This window comes from Nonomuraea sp. NPDC051941 (genome assembly GCF_044593615.1).
In genome coordinates, this window is record NZ_JBIUCF010000003.1 from 214,339 (window position 1) to 235,649 (window position 21,311).

Below are 21,311 nucleotides of genomic sequence, written 5' to 3' on the forward strand. Positions count from 1 at the left end.
GTGTCGGCACGCGGCAAAGCACGCCGGCGGGCGCTTGACATCCTCTTCGAGGCCGAGCTGCGCAGCGAGGATCCGCTGAAGATCCTCGCCGAACGCGTGGAGCGGCAGGAGCCCCCGGTGAACGAATACACCTCGACCATCGTCGAGGGCGTCGCCAGACACCACACGCGCATCGACGAGCTGATCACTACCTACGCCGAGGGCTGGACCCTCGACCGGATGCCCGCCGTCGACCGCAACCTGCTGCGCGGGGGCACGTACGAGCTGCTCTGGATGCCCGGCGTGCCCGAGGGTGTGGTGATCAGCGAGTGGGTGCACCTGGCGGGTGAGCTGTCCACGGACGAGTCGCCGCAGTTCGTGAACGGGCTGCTGGCCCGCTTCAAGCAGCTCAAGCCAAGCCTCACCCTTTAGACACCGTCAAAAGACCGAGTTCGGGGTACGTTCCAAAGCAACAAGGCGTACCTTTCATGGCAACAAGGCGTACCTTCCAAAAACTAGGGTCCGAAGACACAACACGACGCCTGCCCGCACGGCTCGCCGAGACGAGGGCCGTGCGTTGTCACACGGCCGGGCGCCTATGCGCGCAAGCCTGACGTGTGGCCAGGGGGCGTGCGGACAAGTGGCGCGTCACCAGCCGCGACGCGCCCCTTGCCGCTCGTCCGGCGGTGCGTATCGTGTGGGCATGGTGACCGAGGACGACGTACGCCGGCTCGCCCTGGCGCTGCCCGGGACCGTCGAGAAGACCATGTACGGCACGCCCGCCTTCTACGTCCGCGGCAAGTGGTTCTCCCGGGTGCGTGAGGAGGGCGACGTGCTGGTGCTGCCGGTGGGCTCCGAGGAGGAGAAGGCGGGGCTGATCGCGGCCGGACCGGCCGCGTTCTTCACGACCCCGCACTACAACGGGTCCGCCGCCGTGCTGGTGCGGCTCGGGGCCGTGGACACCGAGGAGATGGGCGAGCTGCTGACCGACGCCTGGCGGCTGCGGGCGCCCAAGCGGCCGGCCGCCGGCTTCGACGCCTGACCCCGCTACCCCGGCATCGACGGCGAACCGCCCGTGCGGCGTGCGCGACCCGGGAGCGGGCGGTGCCGGTGACGGCGAGCGGGGGACCGGCGCACGGCGTAGGCTGGGGCCCGACCGCGAAGAAGCGCAGTTCACGATGTGCGCGATCGCGAGGGCCCGAGCGCGGGCCGTCGCGAGGGGAGAGGGAGGCGAGCCGACGTTGCGTGCTGAAGGCGTCACGAGGACCCCGGCGGTGCGGACCGCCGTCGTCTGGGACGCGTTGCGGTCCGCGCTGGCCGAACGGACGGCGGCGACCGGCCGGGAGGGGCTCGACATCGTCGATGCCGGGGGCGGCACCGGCGGGTTCGCCGTGCCGCTGGCGGCGCTGGGTCACGCCGTGACCGTCGTGGACCCGAGCCCCGACTCGCTGGCCGCGCTCGAGCGCCGCGCCAAGGAGAAGGGCGTGCGCGTGCGGTCCCTGCAGGGCGACGCCGCCGACCTGGGCGAGCTGCTCAGCCGCGACAGCGCCGACCTGGTGCTCTGCCACAGCGTGCTCGAATACGTCGAAGACCCGATCAGCGCGCTGACCGCCGTCGCGGGCGTGCTGCGCAGGGGTGGCGCGGTGAGCGTGCTGACCGCCAACCCCGTCGGCAGCGCCATCCACCGGGCGCTCGCGGGGCAGTTCGACGAGGCGCGGGCCGTGCTCGACGACCCGCGGGGCACCTGGGGCGACCGCGACCCCACACCGAGGCGCTTCGGCGCCGAGACGCTCTCCGAGCTGCTGGCCGCGACCGGGTTCGCCGTCGGCGCCGTCCACGGCGTGCGCGTCTTCGCCGACCTGGTCCCGAGCAGGCTCGTCGACGGCGAGCCCGGCGCCGCCGAGGCGCTCGTCGCCCTCGAGCAGGTCGCCGCCACCCACCCCGTGCTGCGCGACATCGCTACTCAGCTGCACGTGCTCGCGCACAGGTCATGAAGCGCCGGCACTGGGTATAGAACGCATGTTCGGATAGAATCGGCGGCGTGTCTCGCAAGCAGATCACCGGCATCGGCCCCGCTCCACGCACCGGGGCCGACGACAGCGGCTGCCCGATCCTGCACGTCGACATGGACGCCTTCTTCGCCAGCGTCGAGCTGCTCGAGCGTCCCGAGCTGCGCGGCCGCCCGGTGATCGTGGGCTCGCCCGCGGGGCGCGGCGTCGTGCTCAGCGCCACGTACGAGGCCAGGGCCCACGGCGTGCACTCCGCCATGCCGATGAGCAGGGCGCGCCGGCTCTGCCCGCAGGCCACGATCATCCCGCCCAGCCACGGCAAATACTCCGAGGTCTCCAAGGGCGTCATGGAGATCTTCCACACGATCACCCCGATGGTCGAGCCCATCGCGTCCGACGAGGCGTTCCTCGACGTCGGGGGCGCCAGGCGCCGGCTCGGCCCGCCCGCCGTGATCGCCGCCATGATCAGGGAGCAGGTCCTCGACCGCTACGGCATCACGTGCTCGGTCGGCGTGGCGAGCAGCAAGTTCGTGGCGAAGCTGGCCAGCAAGCAGTGCAAGCCCGACGGGCTGCTGGTGGTGCCCGCCGGCCAGGTCGTCGACTTCCTCCACCCGCTGCCGGTCTCGGCGCTGTGGGGCGTCGGCGAGCGCACCGAGCAGTCTCTCGTACGCCTCGGCATCCGCACGGTAGGCGACCTGGCCAGGGTGCCGCCCGCCACCCTCCAGCGCGAGCTCGGGCAGGCCGTGGGCGGCCACCTGGCGGCGCTGGCCTGGGGCCGTGACGAGCGGGCGGTGAGCGCCCACGTGCCCGACAAGAGCATCGGCAACGAGGAGACGTTCGCGGCCGACGTGGACGATCCCGAGGTGATCAAGCGGGAGTTGCTGCGTCTTTCCGAGCGGGTGGCCGCCAGGATGCGTAAGGGCGGACACGTGGGAAGGACTGTAAGTGTGAAGCTCCGCCGCGCTGATTTCACGACGATCAACCGCTCGCGCACACTGCGCGAGGCGACCGATGTGGCCCAGGTGATCTATGCCACAGCCTGCGAGCTGTTCGAGGCGGCCGGCCTCCAGCGCGTGCGGCTGCGCCTGGTCGGCGTGAGGATGGAAAACCTGCGCCCCGCAGGCGAGGCCACCCACCAACTCGGCATCGGAGAGCGGGAGACCGGCTGGCGCGAGGCCGAACAGGCCATGGACAAGGCGATCCGGCGATTCGGTCCCGATGCGGTGCTCCCAGCATCGCTCGTACGTGGCAAGCTTGATGATGTAGAGACATGACGCAGATGTCCGGATTTTTATGGGGCATCGGTGTCGCGATTTTGGGGGAAGGGGGGCGAGATGGGCCACAATGGAGCCATGACGACACCTCCGGTTTGGTCTGCGTTGGACGTTTGCTTTCGCCTACGTCTACAGCCTCGTATTCTGGGGATAACCGACCGCGAGGTTCGGACACCCCGTGTCGTCCGTTGCCGTCTTCCCCGTCCTGGGGCTGTCCTTGGGAGGCGCCGTGCCGCTCTCTGAGCACGAGCAGCGCTTGCTCGACCAGATCGAGCAGGCCCTCTACGCCGAGGACCCGAAGTGGGCCAACACCGTAAGGATCAGTGACCCGCGCAGCCATTACAAGCGTCGTCTGATCAAGGCCTCCATCGGCTTTGCTCTCGGCGTCGTCATCATGATGGTCGGCGTGGTGATGAGTGGCAGTGCCCTGATCCCTCTCGGCGTCGGCGGTTTCGTGGTCATGCTCGCCGCGTGTCTGTGGGGCCTGTCCAGTTGGAAACGCATGAACGGGTTCGGTGACTCCGCGCCCGCCTCGGGCTCGGCCCCTCCTCCGGGCAAGCAAGCCCGTCGGCCGCGCCGGGGGACGTTCATGGAGCGCATGGAAGAGCGCTGGCGCCGCCGCAACGATGAGCGCTGACCGCTGACCTGCGGAGCCGCCCGGACACGCGTCCGGGCGGCCCTCGTGTGGGTGGGAGGCGGCCCTTCCGGGTCCCGTCGTGCGCTCGTCCGCCCAGGCGCGCGACGGCGCAACCGGTGGCCGCCCGTCCCCTGCCCCCAAGGTGAGCCCGGCCAGGCGCCGGCGTTCCCGCTGCCGAAAACGAAACCGGCCGTCCCCCTCGACGAGGGGGACGGCCGGTCGCGTCGGTCGGTCAGGAGCCCTTCGGGGCGGACGTCCGCCGCAGCCTGATGTTCTCCAGCAGGTCGAACCCGTCGAGCAGGCGTTCGCCCAGCCCCCGCAGCCGCCGCAGGGTGGACGGCGGCAGCAGCACCGCCCGCAGCCGGCGTCCGCGTGACACCGTGGCCGCCAGCGCCTGGCGCACCTGACGCAGGTCCTTGCGCAGCGGCCCGATCTGTCCCGGATCCCTGGCGAACAGCACCCGCTCCACCGCGGACGCGATGGCCGTGATGGCCGCCGCCGAGTCGGCGTCGAACTCGTACTGCTGGGTCAGCCGCCGTGCCAGCGCCCGCGGGGTCTCGCTGAGCTGGCGGGCCATGCCGTAGTCGTACAGCACGTCGTCCAGCTCCGCCCACGCGGCGGCGACCGACGGATGGCCGCCCCCCGACTTCGACGCGATCCGGGCCGTCAGATCGTCGGACGGCTCCGAGACCTTCCAGCCCAGGGTGCGCACGCGCCGGTTCCTGGTGATCAGACGCAGGCCCGCGGGGATCAGCAGCACCAGCAGCAGCGCCGCCGCGCCGATGCCGATCTGGCCGATCAGCGGCATCGAGTCGTCCGTCGGCAGCCCGCCGGTGGCGACCACGCCCTCGCGGTCCAGCTCGCGAGGGTTGCGCCGGGCCTGCGGGTCGACCGGCTCGTCAGCGGACGAACTCGTCGAACCCGGCGTCGGCGTCGACGCCTCCCCGGTCGCCTCCGGCCGGGGCTGGCTGTACTCGGGCACCCGCGCGCTGCCCTGGCCGGCCGAGCCCGCGGGAGTCGGCTCGAACGGCAACCAGCCCACACCCTCGAAATACAGCTCGGGCCAGGAGTGGGAGTCGTTCGTGCCGACCTGCCACCGGTCGCCGACCTTCGTGCCGCCCGTGTAGCCGATGGCCACCCGCGACGGGATGCCCACCAGCCTGGCCAGCACCGCCATCGACGCGGCGAACTGCTCGCAGTAGCCCGCACGGTCGCGCAGCAGGAAGTCCCGCAGCGCCGAGTTGCCGTGCCCCTGCGTGCTCAGGGTGTAGGTGAAGTCGCCGCCGGTGAAGAATTCCTGTAGCTTCACCGCCGCCTCGTAGTCCGTCTTGGCGTTCGCGGTCAGCGTGGTCGCCAGTTCGGCGATCTCGGGCGGGAGGTTGTCCGGCAGCCTCAGGAAGCGGGGATCGACGCTGGGCCGGGTCTCGCTGAGCGAGTCCAGCAGGTCCGGCGTGGGCTCCGGCTCGCTCGTGGTCACCTCGTACTCGACGCCGGAGGCCTCGTCGCGGGTGGAGAAGACCATGAGCGTGTCCACGTCCGCCCGCCAGTCGCCGTCGATCTGGATCTGTCGCGGCGGGTACGGCAGGGGCAGGAACTGCAGCTTCGTGATCTCGTCGCTGATCCGGATGTCCGTGGTCACGGTCTTGACCTTCGGCTCGGGGCCGAGACCGGGCGGCGCCGGGAGGGGGCCGTTGTCCGTCCTGTTCTGCGGGGCCCCCTTGGGCTCCGTCATGCCGAACTGCTGGCCGTCGAACGTGTCGAGCGCGTAGATCCGCAGATAGCGGGGTTTGTCGTCGTTGTTGGCGTAGGTGAGGACCACGCGCCGTTCCGGCAGCTCCAGCTGGCCCTTCAGGCTCGCGATGGGGCTGGGGATGCTGATCGAGTTGCCCCGGCCCGAGCCGCTGCCGCCCACGCCGAACGTGAAGAACGACACCGGCTCCATGGCCGGCAGCAGGGCGGGCACCAGCACCGCCAGCACGATCGCGGCGAACCCGATGCGCTTGCCCGACAGCCGCAGCCCGCTGGTGTCCGCCGAGGTGCGGGCCTCGGGCCGGGAGGACGTGGCGCGGGTCGTCCGCCGTACCAGCACCGCCCTGCCCCAGTGGCCCACCCGCTCGCGCCCGTCGGCGATCAGCAGGCCGATGAACCCGAGCGCGGCCAGGATGAACGCCGGCCAGCTGATCGGGTCGGGCAGGATCGTCGCCGGCACGGTGGCCAGCGCCAGCAGCGGCAGCCCGGCCAGCGCCGCCTTGCGCAGCCGCGCGGCCAGCAGGTCGACGGCGATCGCGATCAGCGCCACACCGCCGGCGGTCAGCAGCGTGATGCCCTCGGTCTCCGGCACGGGAGCGGCGAAGCGCTGGATGTCGGCCCAGCCGACCCCCAGCAGCCTGCCCAGTTCCACCACCGACCCCCGGGTCGGCACCACCAGCGCCCACGCCTTGGCGGAGGCGAACGCCGCGGTCAGGTAGACCCACACCGCGAGCAGCGCGACCAGCGGCGCCGCCCACGCGGGCAGCGACAGGCGGCTGCTCAGCAGGCCCGCGGCCATCACGGCGAGCACGGCGCCCAGCGACGACCAGAACCAGGAGCCACCCTGGAAGAGCGGGTAGAGCAGGAACGCCGCGGCGAACGCGGCCACGCCGGAGGCGACGGTCAGCCTCATGCCGCGCCTCCCGCCGGGTTGAGCGCGTATCTGTCGCGGTTGGCGGCGTTCTGCCAGACGGAGGCGATCGAGGTGCCCGCGGGCAGGCGCACGATGCGCCAGCCGTACCCGGCCAGGACCGTCTGCACGGCCTGGTGGTTCTCGGCGGCCGCGCGGTCCCCGCCGTCCCACGTGCTCACGTCCAGCATCACCGCCACCGCGGTGATGCCGCTGTGCCTCAGCCTGGCCAGCTCTCTCGCCTCCTCCGGGTCGAGGTCGCCGAGCACGGCCACGATCAGCCCGTCGCCCCCGCCCTGGCGCAGGGCCGAGACGCCCATCTCCAGGGAGCGGGCCGGGCTGTGGCGCACGACGGCGAGGGTGTCGAGCAGCGACCAGCTCAGTCCGGTGTCGGTCAGGTGCTCGGCGCCCTGGTCGGTCACCAGTCGCAGGCCGAGGCCCTCGCGGGCCAGGTGCACGCCGATCGAGGCCGCGGCCGAGACCGCCACCTCGAACGACGAGCGCGGGCCCTCGCCGCGGTGCGCATACCTGCGGGTGTCCAGCAGGAGCGCGCCGCGGCTCTGCCACTGCTGCTCCTCGCGGCGCACCATCAGCTCGCCGCGGCGGGCCGTCGAGCGCCAGTGCACCCGGCGCAGGTCGTCGCCCTGCCGGTATTCGCGTGGCGCCACGTCGTCGTCGCCGGCCGCGGCCACGCTCCTGGTACGGCTGTCGCCGCCGCCCGTCCACTCACCCGACAGCCGCACGTGCGGGAGCGCCGCGACGTGCGGCGTCACCACGAGCGTGTCGCTGATCGTGAACGAGCGGGTCAGCTCGACGAGCCCGAACGGGTCGGCGATGCGGACCGACAGCGGGCCGATCGTGTAACGGCCGCGCAGGTCCGAGCGCACCCGGTAGTCGATCTCCCGCACGCCCCGCGACTCGACCCGGTCCAGCACGAACCGGGGCCGCACGCCCAGCGCATAAGGAACGGTGTCCTCGATGAGCAGCAGCCCGGTCGGGAGCCTGGTGACGTTCTCCAGCCGCAGGGTCACGGTGGCCTCGCCACCGACCTCCGCCCGCGGCGGGTCGAGGCGCCTGGCGCAGCTCAGCCGGTAGCGCGTGCGCGCCACCACCATGGCCGCCAGCAGCGGCAGCGCCGTCACCAGGACGCCGATCCTGAACAGGTCGTTCTCGCCCAGGATGACGGCCATCAGCAGCGCCGCGATGCCGGAGGCGAGGAACGACCTGCCCCTGGAGGTCAGCGCCCGCAGTCCGGCCCTCACGACGCCCTGGCCTCCGGCACCGGTACGCGCCTGATCAGATCGGTCACCACCTGCTCGGGCAGGCGGCGCTGGCCCTGGGCCTCGACGCTGGGCAGCAGCCGGTGCGCCAGCACGGGGATGGCCAGGTCCTGCAGGTCGTCGGGGATGACGTAGTCGCGACCGGCCAGCGCGGCGTGCGCCCTGGCGGCCCGTACGAGCTGCAGCGTGGACCGGGGCGATGCGCCCAGCCGCAGGTCGGGGGAGTGGCGGGTGGCCACGACGAGGTCGATGGCGTACTTCTTGACCGCCTGCGAGACGTAGACGCCGCGTACGGCCTCGATGAGGGCGCGCACCTCGGCCGTCGTCGCCACCGGCTCCAGCTTGTCCAGCGGCGAGGTCTGGCCGTGCACGTCGAGCATCTCCAGCTCGGCGTGCGGCTCGGGGTAGCCCATCGCGATGCGCGCGGTGAAACGGTCGCGCTGCGCCTCGGGAAGGGGATAGGTGCCTTCCATCTCGATGGGGTTCTGGGTGGCGATCACCATGAACGGCGTGTCCAGCTGGTACGTCTCGCCGTCCACCGTCACCTGCTGCTCTTCCATGCACTCCAGCAGCGCGGACTGCGTCTTCGGAGAGGCGCGGTTGATCTCGTCGCCGACCACGATGTTCGCGAACACCGGGCCGGGCTTGAACTCGAACTCCCGGGTCTGCTGGTTGTACGCGCTGACCCCGGTGATGTCACTGGGCAGCAGGTCGGGAGTGAACTGCACGCGGCGCACCGGACAGTCGATGGAGCGCGCCAGCGCCTTGGCCAGCATGGTCTTGCCGACCCCTGGAACGTCCTCGATCAGGAGGTGGCCCTCCGCGAGCAGGACGGTGAGCATGATGCGGACGGCGTCGCCCTTGCCCTCGATCACCGATTCGATGGCGTTCCGAATCCGATGCGCGGTGGAGACCAGCTCGTCGAGCTGGGGAGGGACATCATGGGTTACTGCCACCGGGCCTCCATGAGAGAAGTGCGACGGCTGTCCCGTAGGGTGCCTTTGCGGGAGCCATGCCATTCCTTTTCCATTGTGTGTACGACCCTACGACGCTGTGGGTTCTCGGGCGACATTTGTGGATATTCCAGGGAACACCGGTGATGTTCCTGTTCTTGTCGCATAGCAGTACGAATCCCGTGACACGACACCCCACCGGGCGCTCCACTTTCCTCCACCGCGGGCTTCCCGAACGAGCCGAGCCCCTATTTCCGCGGCCTTTTGAACCCTCGACACGCCCATGAGGGTTGACCGCCCGGTCACCCCCCTCCACCCCGCTCCATCGCTCTGACCTGCGGTAATGCAACGGAAACCGATGATGAAGACGGTTCGAATCAGTTGACGGTGGGGAGAAGTGGAGTATGGTGGTGCGCAGTGGAGGGCCCGGTGCACCAGCGCTGAGCGCTTCACGAGGCACGGGAGGTGGGGCCGGTGTTCCTCGGCACCCATCAACCGCGTCTGGACGACAAGGGACGGCTGTTCCTGCCGGCTAAGTACCGTGAGGAGCTGGCGGAGGGTCTTGTGATCACCAAAGGCCAGGAGCGATGCCTCTACGTCTTTCCCGTGGAGGAGTTCCAGCGCATTACCGAGGCTCTCAGCACCGCCCCGGTCACCGCCAAGGCGGTGCGCGACTACAGCCGCGTCTTCTTCGCCAGTGCGTCCGACGAGAAGCCAGACAAGCAAGGGCGTATCACGATCCCGCAGAGCCTGCGTCAGTACGCGGGTTTGGAGCGTGACTGCGTCGTCATCGGGGCCAACACCCGGCTGGAGATCTGGGACGCGCAGGCCTGGGACACCTATCTCAGCGCGCAGGAGCAGGCGTTCGCCGATCTGTCGGAGGAGGTGCTGCCAGGGATCTTGTAGTGACCACGGTCGATCCGTCGGTGTTGTCGTTCGGCGAGGTCTCCACCCGCAACCACTGCCGGTCAGCTGATGCACCTTCCCCGGTGTCAGATGACAGGCGTCCACGAAGAGGGTGCGGATGGGGACCTGGCCGGGCGGCGCCGGGTGGGGACTCAGAGGTGGCCGACGATCGATCTATACGCGTCATCCGCGGGCAAGGGCGCGAGAGGGGGGTTGGAGATGCAGGACAACGCTGGCACGGGCGGTCACGTTCCGGTGATGCTCGAGCGCGTTCTGGAGCTGCTCGGGCCTTCGCTGACCGGCAGCGAGCCGGTCGTCGTCGACGCCAACCTCGGCCTCGGTGGCCACTCGGAGGCCCTGCTTGCCGCCTATCCTTCACTTCATCTGATCGGGATCGACCGCGACCCTTTCGCGATCGACTTCTCGACCCGCCGGCTGAGCCCGTACGCGGACCGGATCACCCTGGTCCACGCCTCCTCCGGTGACCTGGCCGAGGTGCTCGCCCGTGCGGGGCGCACCACGGTCAACGGAGCCCTGTTCGACCTGGGGGTCTCCTCGCCGCAGCTCGACGAGGCGGAGCGCGGGTTCGCCTATTCCTACGACGCGCCGCTCGACATGCGGATGGACACCGACCAGGAGCTGACGGCGGAGCTGGTGGTCAACACCTACTCCGCCCCGGAGCTGATCCGCATCCTGCGCGATTACGGAGAAGAACGATTCGCTCCGCGTGTCGCGGGCCTGATCATCAAGGAACGGGCCAAAGAGGCCATAACCTCGACTAAGCGGCTTGCGGACATCGTGCGTGAGGCGATTCCCGCCGCGACCCGGCGCACCGGGGGAAACCCCGCCAAGAGGACTTTCCAAGCGCTGCGCATCGAGGTGAACGCGGAGCTGTCCGCCCTGGAGGCGGCGTTGCCCGCGGCACTCGACGCGCTGGCGCTGGGTGGGCGAGTCGTCGTGCTCTCGTACCACTCGCTCGAGGACCGGCTCACCAAGCAGGCCCTCACGGCGCGAACCAGGGACACCAGCCCCCCCGGGCTGCCCGTCCCCCTGCCGGCTCACCAGCCGAGGTTCCGCCTCCTGACGAGGGGAGCCGAGCTCCCAAGCGAAGAAGAGCTCGCCCGCAACCCGCGGGCGGCCTCGGCCCGGCTACGGGCGGCAGAGAGGATCCGTGTTGACGACTGAGCAGGAGACCGGCCGGGGAGCGCCCGTCCGCCGCGCGACCCCCAAGACGGGCACGCGCCGGCTCGGGGCGCCGCACCAGTCCAAGCCGCGGCCCCGTCCTGACGTCGAGAGCAAGCTGTCGGCGGCCGAGCGGGCACGCCTCGACCTCGATGGCAAGCGGCCCGGCGCCGAGCGGGAGCGCGCCGACGGCGCCACCCGCGTGCGTCCGGGCACCCGTACGGGCACCCGCACCGGCACCGGCACCGCCGGCAAGCGGATCGCCTCGGTGAGCGCGCAGATCAGGCGGCCGATGGCGCGGCGCCGGCCCGCGCGCAGCCAGCGCGCGCCGTTCGTGCTGCTCGTCGTCGGGCTGCTCTGCGGCGGCCTGGTGAGCCTGCTGCTGCTCAACACCATGCTGGCCAAGGACGCCATCACCGACGCCGACCTGCGCGACGAGATCGCGGTGGCGCGTCAGGAGAAGGAGAAGATCGAGCTGGAATACCAGCTCAAGACGCAGCCCGACGTCCTCGCCACGATGGCCGAGAACCAGGGCGAGCACCGCAACTGGGACAACGTCGACAGCTGGAGCGGCGCGGGCACCGACGGCCAGAGCGGTCAGGCGGACAGGGAACGGTGAGCAACTCAGGCGGCAGGGGGCAGGGACCCGGCCGCGGCGCTGGCGGCGCCGGCTCTCAAGGAGGGCCCGGCGCCGCTCGTCGTACGCCGGGAGGTCCGGGACGGGCGGGGCGGCAGGGCGGCTCCGCCCGTTCTGACGGGGGCCGTTCCGACGGGTCGGGCCGCCCGGCGTCGCCGGAGAACCCGCCACGCCAGCCGCGCAAGCGCCCGCCGGACCCGCTCGACCTGCCGTTCGGCCCGGGCGACCCGCCACGGGGCCGTCCGCCGCGCGAGTCCGGCGACGAACCGCGCGGCCGTTCCCGCCGCGACGACGCCGACAGCGCCGACCCGGGTGAGACCGGCCGTCCCCGCTCCGGCGGCAGCCGCCAGAGCGGCCCCGACCGTGCCCGCCGCGACGGCACCCGCCAGAGCGGCCCGGACCGCGGCCGTTCAGGCGGCTCGGGCGGCTCGGGGCGCGGCCGCTCGCGCGGCGACGCCGCGGACGGCACCCGCAGGCGCCCGCGCGACGAGGACGACCGCCCCCGGAGCGGCACGGGACGGAGTCGCGATGACGACGACCGGCCGAGGGGTGGCGCGGGACGAGGCCGTGACGAGGACGACCGCCCCAGGGGCGGTGCCGGGCGCGGCCGCGATGACGACGACCGCCCGAGGAACAGCGCGGGGCGGGGCCGTGACGAGGGCGACCGGCCCAGAGGGCGCGCTCCCCAGGGCCGCGACGAGGCCGACCGGCTCCGCGGGCGCGTCCAGGGAGGCGACGAGCGAGCCCGCGGCCGGCAGGAGGACGACGCGCCGCGCCGCGGCCGGCAGGAGGACGACCTCCGGAGCCGGGCCAGGGAGGACGGCGCGCTGCGGCGTCCCCAGGCGGGCGGCCCGAGGCCGCAGGCCGCCAGGCCGGAGGCGGCCCGGGGCAGCGAGCGGGTGGCGGCGCGCCGCGGCGGGGAGGTGCCTCCGCCCAGAGGGCCGCGCCGACCGCCGCCGCGCCCGCCCAGGCCGCCGCTGGTGCTGCGGCTGGGCAACCCGCGCAGGCGCATCAACATCGGCCTGATCGGCATGACGTTCGTGCTGTCGATCTTCGCCGGGCGGCTGATCCAGATGCAGGGCCTCGACTCCAAGGTGTACGAGGCCGCGGCGGTGGGCCAGCGCACGCACACCGAGCAGATCCCCGCCGAGCGCGGCTCGATCACCGACGTCAACGGCCACGGCCTGGCCATCACCGTCGAGGCGCGCGAGCTGTCCATCGACCCGTCCAAGGTCACCCCCCAGACCCGGGCCAAGTGGGCCGCCCTCCTGGCCCAGCAGCTCGGCAAGAGCGAGCAGGAGATCTCCGCCAAGCTGGCCAGGACCAACACCCGCTACCAGCGCCTGGCCACGGACGTCGACCCGGTCGTGGCCACCCGCCTGCAGCAGGCCGGGGTGCCTGCGCTGGCGGCGAAGAAGACCTACCGCAGGCTCTACCCGGCGGGCGACCTGGCGGGCAGCCTCATCGGGTTCGTCGGCGACGAGGGCGCCGGGCTGGGCGGCATCGAGCAGGCCAGGAACACCCTGCTGGCCGGCCAGGACGGCGAGCAGCGCGTCGAGACGGGCCGCGACGGCCTGCGCATCCCGATGACCAGCAGCCAGCACACCGCCCCCGTCAACGGCCAGGACGTGCGGCTGACGATCGACCGCGACATCCAGTGGGCCGCCCAGGAGTCGATCGCCGAGCAGGTCGAGAAGGCCGGCGCCGACAGCGGCACCGTGATCGTCATGGACGTGCAGAGCGCCCAGATCATCGCCATGGCCAACGCCCCCGAGCTCGACCTGAACAACTGGCGCAAGGCCCCCGCGTCCGCGTACGTCAACAAGGCCGCCGCCGACGTGTTCGAGCCCGGCAGCACCAACAAGGTGATCACGGCCGCCGCCGCGATCGAGGCCGGCGCGGTGACGCCCGACACGGTGTTCCAGGTCCCCGACCGGATCAAGTGCGCCGACCAGGTGCTGCGCGACGCGCACCCGCACAAGGCCGAGTCGATGACGTTCCGCCAGGCCGTGGCCGAGTCCAGCAACGTGGCCACGATCATGGCCGCGCGCAAGGTCGGCAGCGAGCGCCTCTTCCGGATGCTGAAGGCGTTCGGGTTCGGCACGCGGCCGGGTGGCGGCGTGCCGAGCGCGGAGGCCGGGCTGCTGCCTGACTACAAGAACTGGTCGGGCAGCCAGAGCTGCACCGTCGCCTACGGGCAGGGCGTTTCGGTGACCGCGCTGCAGATGGCCAGCGTCTACCAGACCATCGCCAACGGCGGCGTCAAGATCGAGCCGCGGATCGTGGCCGGCACGACGGACACGTCCGGCAGGTTCGTTCCCGCTCCCGCAGGTAAGCAGACCAGAGTGGTGAGCGCGACGACGGCGAAGGAGATCACGACGATGCTGGAGACCGCGGTGAGCGCGGAGGGCACGGGAGAGCTCGCGGCCATTCCCGGCTACCGGGTGGCGGGCAAGACGGGCACGGCCAACCGCTACGATGCGAAGCTCGGCCGGTACGAGGGCTACACTGCCTCGTTCGTCGGGTTCGCGCCCGCCGACAAGCCCCGGCTGGTGGTGCTGTCGGTGCTGCAGAACCCGAAGAACGGCCACTTCGGCGGGCAGTTGGCGGCCCCCGTGTTCAAGGATGTGATGACGTTCGCCATCAAGAGCAAGAAGATTCCTCCCACAGGCTCCGCCGCGCCGCCGGTGCGGATGCGCGCGGGACAGTGACCAGGGAAGGTACGCTCTCGCCGTGCGTCCCCCGTCGTCTATGCGTCCTACGACCAGCCCGCCCCGCCCGCTGACCGGGCTCGCGACCATGCTCGACGCCGACTCAGGCACGTCGCGGTCGCCTCATGCCGCCCTGACCGGCGTCACCATCGACTCCCGCGACGTCAGTCGCGGAGATCTCTACGTGGCGTTGCCCGGCAGACAGGCCCACGGAGCCGCCTTCGCCGCCGAGGCGATGGCGAAGGGAGCGGTGGCGGTGCTCACCGACCGCGCCGGCCGCGACGAGGCCGTCGCGACCGGGCTGCCGGTGCTGATCGTGCCCGACCCGCGCGCCCTGCTCGGGCAGATCTCCTCCTGGGTGTACGGGCAGCCGGCCCACGACATCCAGATCCTCGGAGTCACCGGCACCAGCGGCAAGTCCACCACCACGTTCATGATCGAGGCCGGCCTGCGGGCGGCCGGGCACCGGGCCGGCCTGGTGGGCGGCGTCGAGATCCGCGCCGGCGAGGCGCGCTTCCAGCCCACGCTCACCACGCCCGAGGCGCCGCAGCTGCACGGCCTGTTCGCCCTGATGCGCGAGGAAGGCGTCAGCGCGGCCGTCATGGAGGTCTCCAGCCACGCCCTGGCGCTCGGCCGGGTCGACGGGATCTTCTACGACGTCGCCCTGTTCACCAACCTCTCCCAGGACCACCTCGACTTCCACAAGGACTTCGAGGACTACTTCGCGACCAAGGTGCGGCTGTTCCAGCCGGAGCTGAGCCGGGTCGGCGTGACCAACATCGACGACCGCTACGGGCGGGAGCTGCTCGACCTGGCGAAGGTGCCGATGACCACGTACTCGGCGCTGGGCGACCCGGAGGCCGAGTGGCGGGCGCTGGACGCCCGGCTGGGCGCCGACGGCAGCGCGTTCAGGGTCGTGGGGCCCGGCGGGGTCGAGGCGGACGCGCAGATCGCGCTGCCGGGGCCGTTCAACGTCGCCAACGCGCTCGGCTCCATCGTCACGCTCGTCGAGGCCGGGGTGCCGCTGCACACCGCCGTGCACGGCGTGGGCACGCTCACCGGGGTTCCGGGGCGCATGCAGCGGATCACGGCCGCGGGAGACGAGTTCCAGGCCGTCGTGGACTACTCCCACAAGCCCGGCGCCGTGGAGTCGGTGCTGCGCTCGCTGCGGTCCGTCACGGCGGGCACGCTGACGATCGTGCTCGGCTGCGGCGGCGACCGAGACAAAGGCAAACGGCCCGTCATGGGCGAGCTCGCCGCCCAGCTGGCGGATGTGGCCATTTTCACGAGCGACAATCCGCGCTCGGAGGATCCGCTGGCCATTCTCGTGACGATGATGGAGGGAGCGCTCCGCGTTCCGCAGCACGACCGCGCTCATGTGATCATTGAGCCCGACCGCGCGGCCGCCATCGGCCTGGCGATCGCCCGGGCCGGGCAAGGCGACGTGATCGTCGTGGCCGGCAAGGGTCATGAGCAGGGTCAGTACATTTCAGGCGAAGTGATCCCCTTCGACGACCGTGAGGTGGTCGCGGAGGCGATCGCCGCACGCGAGGAAAGCACGGAAAGCAGGAAGCACTGATGATCCCCTTGCCTCTGGCCAGGATCGCCGAGATAACCTCGGGCGCCCTGACGGGCATGGCCGATCCCCGCGCGGTCGTCCGCGGGCCCGTCGTGATCGACTCGCGGGCCGTAGAACCGGGATCGCTGTTCGTGGCCATCAAGGGCGCGCGCGTCGACGGCCACGACTACGCCGCGCAGGCGATCAGGGCCGGAGCCGTCGCCGTGCTGGCCACCAGGCCGGTCGAGGGACCCGCGGTGATCGTGCCCGACGCCGCCGCCGCGCTGGCCGAGCTGGCCACCGCCCAGGCGGCCGCGCTGCCCAAGGTCACCGTGATCGGCGTGACCGGCTCGGCGGGCAAGACCAGCACCAAGGACCTGCTGGCGCGGCTCACCGCCCGCGTCGGGCCCACGATCGCCCCCGTCGGCAGCTTCAACAACGAGCTCGGACACCCGCTGACCGTGCTGCGGGCCGACCTCGGCACCCGCTTCATGGTGCTGGAGCTGGCCGCGCGCAACATCGGCCACATCAAGGACCTGACCCGCATCGCGCCGCCGGAGATCGGCGTGGTGCTCAACGTCGGCACCGCGCACCTCGGCGTCTTCGGCGGCAAGGAGGCCATCGCCAAGGCCAAGGGCGAGCTGGTCGAGGCGCTGCCGCGCACCGGCGTGGCCGTCCTGAACGCCGACGACCCGCTGGTGCGGGCCATGGCCTCGCGCACGGACGCGCGGGTCACGTTCTTCGGCCGGGGCGAGTCCGCCTCCATCCGGGCCGAGGGCGTCACGGTCGACGCCCGCGGGCGGGCCTCCTTCACGCTGCGCACGCCCTCGGGGTCCGCGCCCGTGTCGCTCCAGCTGTTCGGGGAGCACGCCGTCGAGAACGCGCTGGCCGCCGCCGCGGCCGGTTACGAGCTGGGCCTGCCGGTGGCGACCATCGCCGCCGAGCTGTCGCAGGCCACGCCGCTCAGCCGGTGGCGGATGGAGGTCACGGACCGGGCCGACGGGGTGACGGTCGTCAACGACGCCTACAACGCCAATCCCGACTCGATGCGGGCGGCGTTCGCGGCGTTCGAGGTGCTGGGCCGGGGACGGCGGCGCTTCGCCGTCATCGCGGCGCTGCGCGAGCTGGGCGAGGAGGGCCCCGTGCTCAACGCGGAGCTGGGCCGGCTGGCCGGCGGCTCCGGCCTGGCCGGGCTCATCGTGGCCGGCCCCGACGCGGGCCCGGTGCTGGAAGGGGCCTCTTCCGCCGCGGCGGAGGCCCAGGCGGCCGCTCAGGCGGCCCTGGACGCCCAGGCGGCGGCCCAGGCCGCGGCCGGGGTCCCGCAGGCGCCCGTCCCCCATCAGGAGGCGCCTCAGGGTTGGCACGGGCCTTCCCCCGACCAGGGCTGGCACGGACCCGCTCAGGACCAGGGCTGGCATGGACCCGCTCAGGACCAGGGCTGGCACGGGCCGTCCCCCGAGCAGGGGGCCCCGCAGCCCGGCTGGCAGGCGCCGGACGCCGGTGGCGTGCCGCCGCAGGGATGGCAGGCGCCTCCGGCGGGTGGACCTGTGCCCGGACAGCCGCCGGTGGGCGGGCCTCCCATGGGCGGCGTTCCCGCCGGGCCGCACGCGGGCGGGCCGCACCTGGGCGGGCCGGTGGCCGGGGCGCCACCCGGTGGCGGGGCCGCGTATCCTGCGCAGGCGATGCGAATTGTGCACGTGCCCGATGCCGAGGCGGCCGCGGCCGAGCTGGCCGGATGGCTGCGGCCGGGTGACGCGGTGCTGGTGAAGGGACCGAGAGCCATGGGTCTGGAACGGACGGCCGAGCTCGTGCTCGGAGGTGCCGCTCAGTGACCGAAATCATCATCGCCGGTGCGGTGGGCCTGATCCTCTCGATGCTGGGCACCCCGCTGGCGATCCGGCTGTTGTCGCGGCGCGGCTACGGCCAGGAGATCCGCGAGGACGGCGTGCAGGCCCACCTCGGCAAGCGGGGCACCCCCACGATGGGCGGCATCGTGTTCGTGCTGGCCTCGCTGCTCGCCTACGGCGCCTCCCACCTGGCCACCTTCGCCGCGCCCACCGTGTCGGGCATGCTGGTGCTGTTCCTGATGACGGGGCTCGGCGCGGTCGGGTTCCTCGACGACTTCATCAAGATCTACAAGCAGCGCAGCCTCGGCCTCCGCAGCGGCGCCAAGGCGCTCGGCCAGCTCGTCGTCGGCGCGGTCTTCGCGTTCCTGGTGGTCCGCCAGCCGAACATCTACGGCATCACCCCCGCCGAGACCCGGGTGTCGTTCCTGCGGGACATCGGCCCGTCGATCGGCATCGTCGGGTTCACCATCTGGGTGCTCTTCATGATCGTCGGGTTCTCCAACGCGGTGAACCTCACCGACGGCCTCGACGGCCTGGCCAGCGGCGCGACCGGCGTCGTGCTGGCCGCGTACGTGCTGATCGGCAACTGGCAGCTGCGCAACAACTGCATCGACCAGCTCGGCCCCAACTGCTACTGGGTGCGCGACCCGCTCGACCTGGCCGTGGTGGCCGCGGCCGTGCTCGGGGCGCTGATCGGGTTCCTGTGGTGGAACGCGCCGCCCGCCCGCATCTTCATGGGCGACACCGGCTCGCTGGCCCTGGGCGGCGTGCTGGCCGGCCTGGCCATCGCCACCCGCACCCAGCTCCTGCTGATCATCCTGGCCGGCCTGTGCGTGATCATCACCCTGTCGGTCATCATCCAGGTCGGGTTCTTCAAGATGACCGGGAAACGGGTGTTCAGGATGGCGCCGTTGCAGCACCACTTCGAGCTGAAGGGCTGGGCCGAGACCACGATCGTGGTCAGGTTCTGGCTGGTCGCGATGCTCTGCTCGGCCCTCGGGCTCGGGCTGTTCTACGTCGAGTGGATGCCCAAGCCATGAGTGTCACGTGCGTGGCCGGGCTCGGCGTGTCCGGCACCGCCGTGGCGCGGGTGCTGGCCGAGCGCGGCGAGCGCGTCGTGGTCGTGGAGGCGGTGGAGGGCGAGCGCCAGCTCGCCGCCGCCGCCGAGCTGGCCGCGGCCGGCGTGGAGACCCGCTTCGGCGCGATGGAGATCCCGGAGGGCGTGACCCGCCTGGTCACCACCGGCTGGGCGCCGCACCACCCGCTGATCGCCGCCGCGCTCGAGGCGGGCGTCGAGGTCGTGGGGGAGGTGGAGCTGGCCTGGCGGCTGCGCCCGGCGCAGGCGGCCCCGTGGCTCGCGCTGACCGGCACCAACGGCAAGACCACCGCCGTACGCATGCTGACCTCGATCCTGCTGGCCGCCGGGCACAAGGCCCTGGCCGTCGGGAACGTGGGCGTCCCCGTGGTGCGGGCCGTCGCCGAGCCGTACGACGCGCTGGCCGTCGAGCTGTCCAGCTTCCAGCTCCACTGGTCCAGCACGCTGGCCCCGCACGCCGCGGCCATCCTCAACGTGGCCCCCGACCACCTCGACTGGCACGGCTCCATGGAGGAGTACGCCGCCGCCAAGGGCCGCATCTTCGAGCGGGCCGCGCACGTGATCTACAACGCCGACGATCCCGAGGCCACGAGGCTGGCCGCGCCCTATCCGGGAGCGGTCGGGTTCACGCTGCGGGTGCCCAGGCGCGGCGAGATCGGCGTCGTGGAGGACCTGCTGGTCGACCGGGCCTTCGTGGCCGATCCCGTGGAGGCGGCCGAGGAGCTGGCGACGCTGGAGGACGTACGGCCCTTCGCGCCGCACAACGTGGCCAACGCGCTGGCCGCCGCCGCCCTGGCCCGCTCGCTCGGCGTGCCGTCGGAGGCGGTGCGCCAGGGGCTGCGCGACTTCGTGCCCGACCCCCACCGCCTCGCCCACGTCGACCGGGTCGGCGAGGTCGACTACATCGACGACTCCAAGGCGACCAACCCGCACGCCGCCGCCGCGGCGCTGGCCTCGTACCCGTCGATCGTGTGGGTCGCGGGCGGGCAGCTCAAGGGCGCGGACGTCGACGACCTGGTGCGCCAGGCGGCCCCCAGACTGCGCGGAGCGGTGCTGCTCGGGGCAGATCGGGACAGGATCGCCGAAGCCATCGCGCGACACGCGCCGAATGTCCCCGTCGTGGACATCGCTGATCGGGACACTGGTGCGATGGAAAGAGTCGTCACCGAAGCCGCCCGGCTGGCCTCGCCCGGGGACACCGTGCTGCTCTCCCCGGCGGGGGCCTCGCTCGACATGTTCGCCAACTACCCGGCGAGGGGGGAGGCCTTCGCGCGCGCCGTACGCGAGCTGAGGCTGCGACGTGAGCGCGAGCGCTGAGGAGCCGCGCGCCGTCGAGGGGCCGGGCGGCTGGGCGCGGGAGCAGCTCGGGTCGCTGAAGGAGCTGCTCGACAAGCCGCTGACGACGTACTACCTGATCATCATGTGCAGCGCGCTGCTGCTCGCGCTCGGCCTGATGATGGTGCTGTCGGCCTCCAGCGTCGAGGCGCTGCAGAAGACCGGCAGCCCGTTCTCGTGGTTCTTCAAGCAGTCGCTCTCGGCCGCGGTGGGCCTGCCGGTGATGTGGGCCTGCTCACGCCTGCCGGCCAAGTTCTTCCGCTGGGCGGGCTATCCCATGATGGCGCTGTCGATCCTGGCGCTGGTCATGGTGCTGTTCATCGGCTCGTCCGAGCTGGGCGCGCAGCGGTGGATCTACATCGGCCCGTTCACCCTCCAGCCGTCCGAACCGGCCAAGCTCGGGCTCGTGCTGTGGGGGGCCGACCTGCTGTCCAGGCGGGCGCGGCAGGGCCGCATCGAGTGGCGGCAGCTGCTGATCCCGCTCATGCCCGGCACCGCGATCCTGGCCGTCATGGTCATGCTCGGCCGCGACCTGGGCACCACGCTGGTGCTGTTCATGATCTTCCTGGCGCTGCTGTGGGTGGTGGGGGCGCCGATCAAGCTGTTCGGCGGCATCCTGTCGCTGGCGGTGCTCGCCGCGGTCATCATGATCAAGGTGGAGCCGTACCGGATGGCTCGCATCGGGGCCTATCTCAACCCGTGGGCCGACGCGCAGGGCGACGGATACCAGGCCGTGCAGGGTCAGATCGCGATGGGCTCGGGCAGCTGGTTCGGGCTCGGGCTCGGCAGCAGCCGGCAGAAGTGGAACTGGCTGCCGCACGGCGAGAGCGACTTCATCTTCGCCATCCTCGGCGAGGAGCTCGGGCTGATGGGCACGCTGATGGTGGTGGCGCTGTTCGGGCTGCTCGGGTACGCCGGGCTGCGCGTCGCCGTCCGCGTCAACGACGCCTTCACCAGGCTCGCCGCCGCCGCCATGGTGGCCTGGATCGTCGGGCAGGCGACCGTCAACATGGGCGCCGTGCTCGGCGTCCTGCCGATCACCGGCATCCCCCTGCCGCTGGTCTCGTACGGCGGCTCCTCGTTGCTGCCCACGCTCGCCGCGCTCGGCATGCTGCTGTCGTTCGCCAAACGCGAGCCTGGCGCGAGGGAGGCCTTGAAGGCTCGTGGCCCCGGACCGGCCGCCCGGGCCCTAAGCTGGCTTGGCCTGGGGGGTATGACCAGAGGCCGAGCGACACGTTAGGGAGTGAC

The 21,311-nt window shown here is 72.0% G+C and carries 17 protein-coding genes; 14 read left to right on the plus strand and 3 right to left on the minus strand.

Features of this window, described 5'->3' with window-relative positions; translation table 11 throughout:
• The 5 genes from nusB (at position 1) to ACIHFD_RS07530 (ending at position 3,899) form a co-directional block, all read left to right on the plus strand.
• A complete protein-coding gene (nusB, locus tag ACIHFD_RS07510; protein ID WP_397366028.1) occupies positions 1-411 on the plus strand; it encodes a transcription antitermination factor NusB in 411 nt (136 codons plus the stop codon).
• A 271-nt stretch (positions 412-682) separates the two neighbouring features.
• The gene (locus ACIHFD_RS07515) at positions 683-1,021 is read left to right on the plus strand and encodes an MmcQ/YjbR family DNA-binding protein (protein ID WP_397366029.1); all 339 of its coding nucleotides are present in this window, start codon (positions 683-685) and stop codon (positions 1,019-1,021) included.
• Positions 1,022-1,157: 136 nt separating this feature from the next.
• Positions 1,158-1,973 carry a methyltransferase domain-containing protein gene (locus ACIHFD_RS07520; RefSeq protein ID WP_397366030.1) on the plus strand — a complete coding sequence of 272 codons (816 nt, stop codon included), beginning with the start codon at positions 1,158-1,160 and terminating at the stop codon, positions 1,971-1,973.
• Positions 1,974-2,020: 47 nt separating this feature from the next.
• Positions 2,021-3,262, plus strand: a complete 1,242-nt coding sequence (gene dinB / locus ACIHFD_RS07525; protein WP_397366032.1) for a DNA polymerase IV — start codon at positions 2,021-2,023, stop codon at positions 3,260-3,262.
• Between the two features lie 229 nt (positions 3,263-3,491).
• Positions 3,492-3,899, plus strand: coding sequence for a DUF3040 domain-containing protein (locus ACIHFD_RS07530; RefSeq protein WP_350729151.1), 408 nt, complete (start codon positions 3,492-3,494; stop codon positions 3,897-3,899).
• A 232-nt stretch (positions 3,900-4,131) separates the two neighbouring features.
• On the opposite strand, the gene ACIHFD_RS07535 is transcribed toward ACIHFD_RS07530, so the two are convergent.
• Genes ACIHFD_RS07535 through ACIHFD_RS07545 form a run of 3 tightly spaced genes read right to left on the minus strand, consistent with a single transcriptional unit; the run spans position 4,132 to position 8,857 of the window.
• Positions 4,132-6,561, minus strand: a complete 2,430-nt coding sequence (locus ACIHFD_RS07535; RefSeq protein WP_397366033.1) for a transglutaminaseTgpA domain-containing protein — start codon at positions 6,559-6,561, stop codon at positions 4,132-4,134.
• Positions 6,558-7,820, minus strand: coding sequence for a DUF58 domain-containing protein (locus tag ACIHFD_RS07540; RefSeq protein WP_350729155.1), 1,263 nt, complete (start codon positions 7,818-7,820; stop codon positions 6,558-6,560). The genes ACIHFD_RS07535 and ACIHFD_RS07540 overlap by 4 nt, the downstream gene beginning before the upstream one ends.
• Positions 7,817-8,857, minus strand: coding sequence for an AAA family ATPase (locus ACIHFD_RS07545; protein WP_397366034.1), 1,041 nt, complete (start codon positions 8,855-8,857; stop codon positions 7,817-7,819). Before ACIHFD_RS07545 ends, ACIHFD_RS07540 begins: the two co-directional genes overlap by 4 nt.
• Before the next feature lie 408 nt (positions 8,858-9,265).
• Here ACIHFD_RS07545 and mraZ point away from each other — a divergent pair, with 408 nt between their 5' ends.
• The 9 genes from mraZ to ftsW all read left to right on the plus strand — a co-directional run bounded on the left by mraZ (position 9,266) and on the right by ftsW (position 21,303).
• Positions 9,266-9,697: a division/cell wall cluster transcriptional repressor MraZ gene (gene mraZ / locus ACIHFD_RS07550; RefSeq protein ID WP_090930667.1), complete on the plus strand. Its 432-nt coding sequence runs from the start codon at positions 9,266-9,268 to the stop codon at positions 9,695-9,697.
• 219 nt (positions 9,698-9,916) lie between these two features.
• A complete protein-coding gene (rsmH, locus tag ACIHFD_RS07555) occupies positions 9,917-10,882 on the plus strand; it encodes a 16S rRNA (cytosine(1402)-N(4))-methyltransferase RsmH (RefSeq protein WP_363963677.1) in 966 nt (321 codons plus the stop codon).
• The gene (locus tag ACIHFD_RS07560) at positions 10,872-11,498 is read left to right on the plus strand and encodes a hypothetical protein (RefSeq protein WP_397366035.1); all 627 of its coding nucleotides are present in this window, start codon (positions 10,872-10,874) and stop codon (positions 11,496-11,498) included. Before rsmH ends, ACIHFD_RS07560 begins: the two co-directional genes overlap by 11 nt.
• Positions 11,495-14,227, plus strand: coding sequence for a penicillin-binding transpeptidase domain-containing protein (locus ACIHFD_RS07565; protein ID WP_397366036.1), 2,733 nt, complete (start codon positions 11,495-11,497; stop codon positions 14,225-14,227). The genes ACIHFD_RS07560 and ACIHFD_RS07565 overlap by 4 nt, the downstream gene beginning before the upstream one ends.
• A gap of 40 nt (positions 14,228-14,267) precedes the next feature.
• Complete coding sequence (locus ACIHFD_RS07570) at positions 14,268-15,806, plus strand: UDP-N-acetylmuramoyl-L-alanyl-D-glutamate--2,6-diaminopimelate ligase (protein WP_397366037.1); 1,539 nt, start codon at positions 14,268-14,270, stop codon at positions 15,804-15,806.
• A complete protein-coding gene (murF, locus tag ACIHFD_RS07575) occupies positions 15,806-17,617 on the plus strand; it encodes a UDP-N-acetylmuramoyl-tripeptide--D-alanyl-D-alanine ligase (RefSeq protein ID WP_397366038.1) in 1,812 nt (603 codons plus the stop codon). Before ACIHFD_RS07570 ends, murF begins: the two co-directional genes overlap by 1 nt.
• Positions 17,614-18,672: a phospho-N-acetylmuramoyl-pentapeptide-transferase gene (gene mraY / locus ACIHFD_RS07580; protein WP_350729166.1), complete on the plus strand. Its 1,059-nt coding sequence runs from the start codon at positions 17,614-17,616 to the stop codon at positions 18,670-18,672. Before murF ends, mraY begins: the two co-directional genes overlap by 4 nt.
• Positions 18,669-20,045, plus strand: coding sequence for a UDP-N-acetylmuramoyl-L-alanine--D-glutamate ligase (gene murD, locus ACIHFD_RS07585; protein WP_350729167.1), 1,377 nt, complete (start codon positions 18,669-18,671; stop codon positions 20,043-20,045). The genes mraY and murD overlap by 4 nt, the downstream gene beginning before the upstream one ends.
• Positions 20,029-21,303 (plus strand): putative lipid II flippase FtsW, encoded by a 1,275-nt coding sequence (ftsW, locus tag ACIHFD_RS07590; protein WP_357728717.1) that lies wholly within the window; start codon positions 20,029-20,031, stop codon positions 21,301-21,303. Before murD ends, ftsW begins: the two co-directional genes overlap by 17 nt.
• Positions 21,304-21,311 lie beyond the last annotated feature (8 nt).

What these genes read in the sequence shown, in the direction of transcription:
- ACIHFD_RS07545 (WP_397366034.1), bottom strand. Translation starts at nt 8,857, where the DNA reads ATGGCATGGCTCCCGCAAAGGCACCCTACGGGACAGCCGTCGCACTTC.
- ACIHFD_RS07515 (WP_397366029.1), top strand. Translation starts at nt 683, where the DNA reads ATGGTGACCGAGGACGACGTACGCCGGCTCGCCCTGGCGCTGCCCGGG.
- rsmH (WP_363963677.1), top strand. Translation starts at nt 9,917, where the DNA reads ATGCAGGACAACGCTGGCACGGGCGGTCACGTTCCGGTGATGCTCGAG.
- ACIHFD_RS07535 (WP_397366033.1), bottom strand. Translation starts at nt 6,561, where the DNA reads ATGAGGCTGACCGTCGCCTCCGGCGTGGCCGCGTTCGCCGCGGCGTTC.
- ACIHFD_RS07520 (WP_397366030.1), top strand. Translation starts at nt 1,158, where the DNA reads ATGTGCGCGATCGCGAGGGCCCGAGCGCGGGCCGTCGCGAGGGGAGAG.
- murD (WP_350729167.1), top strand. Translation starts at nt 18,669, where the DNA reads ATGAGTGTCACGTGCGTGGCCGGGCTCGGCGTGTCCGGCACCGCCGTG.
- murF (WP_397366038.1), top strand. Translation starts at nt 15,806, where the DNA reads ATGATCCCCTTGCCTCTGGCCAGGATCGCCGAGATAACCTCGGGCGCC.
- ACIHFD_RS07570 (WP_397366037.1), top strand. Translation starts at nt 14,268, where the DNA reads ATGCGTCCTACGACCAGCCCGCCCCGCCCGCTGACCGGGCTCGCGACC.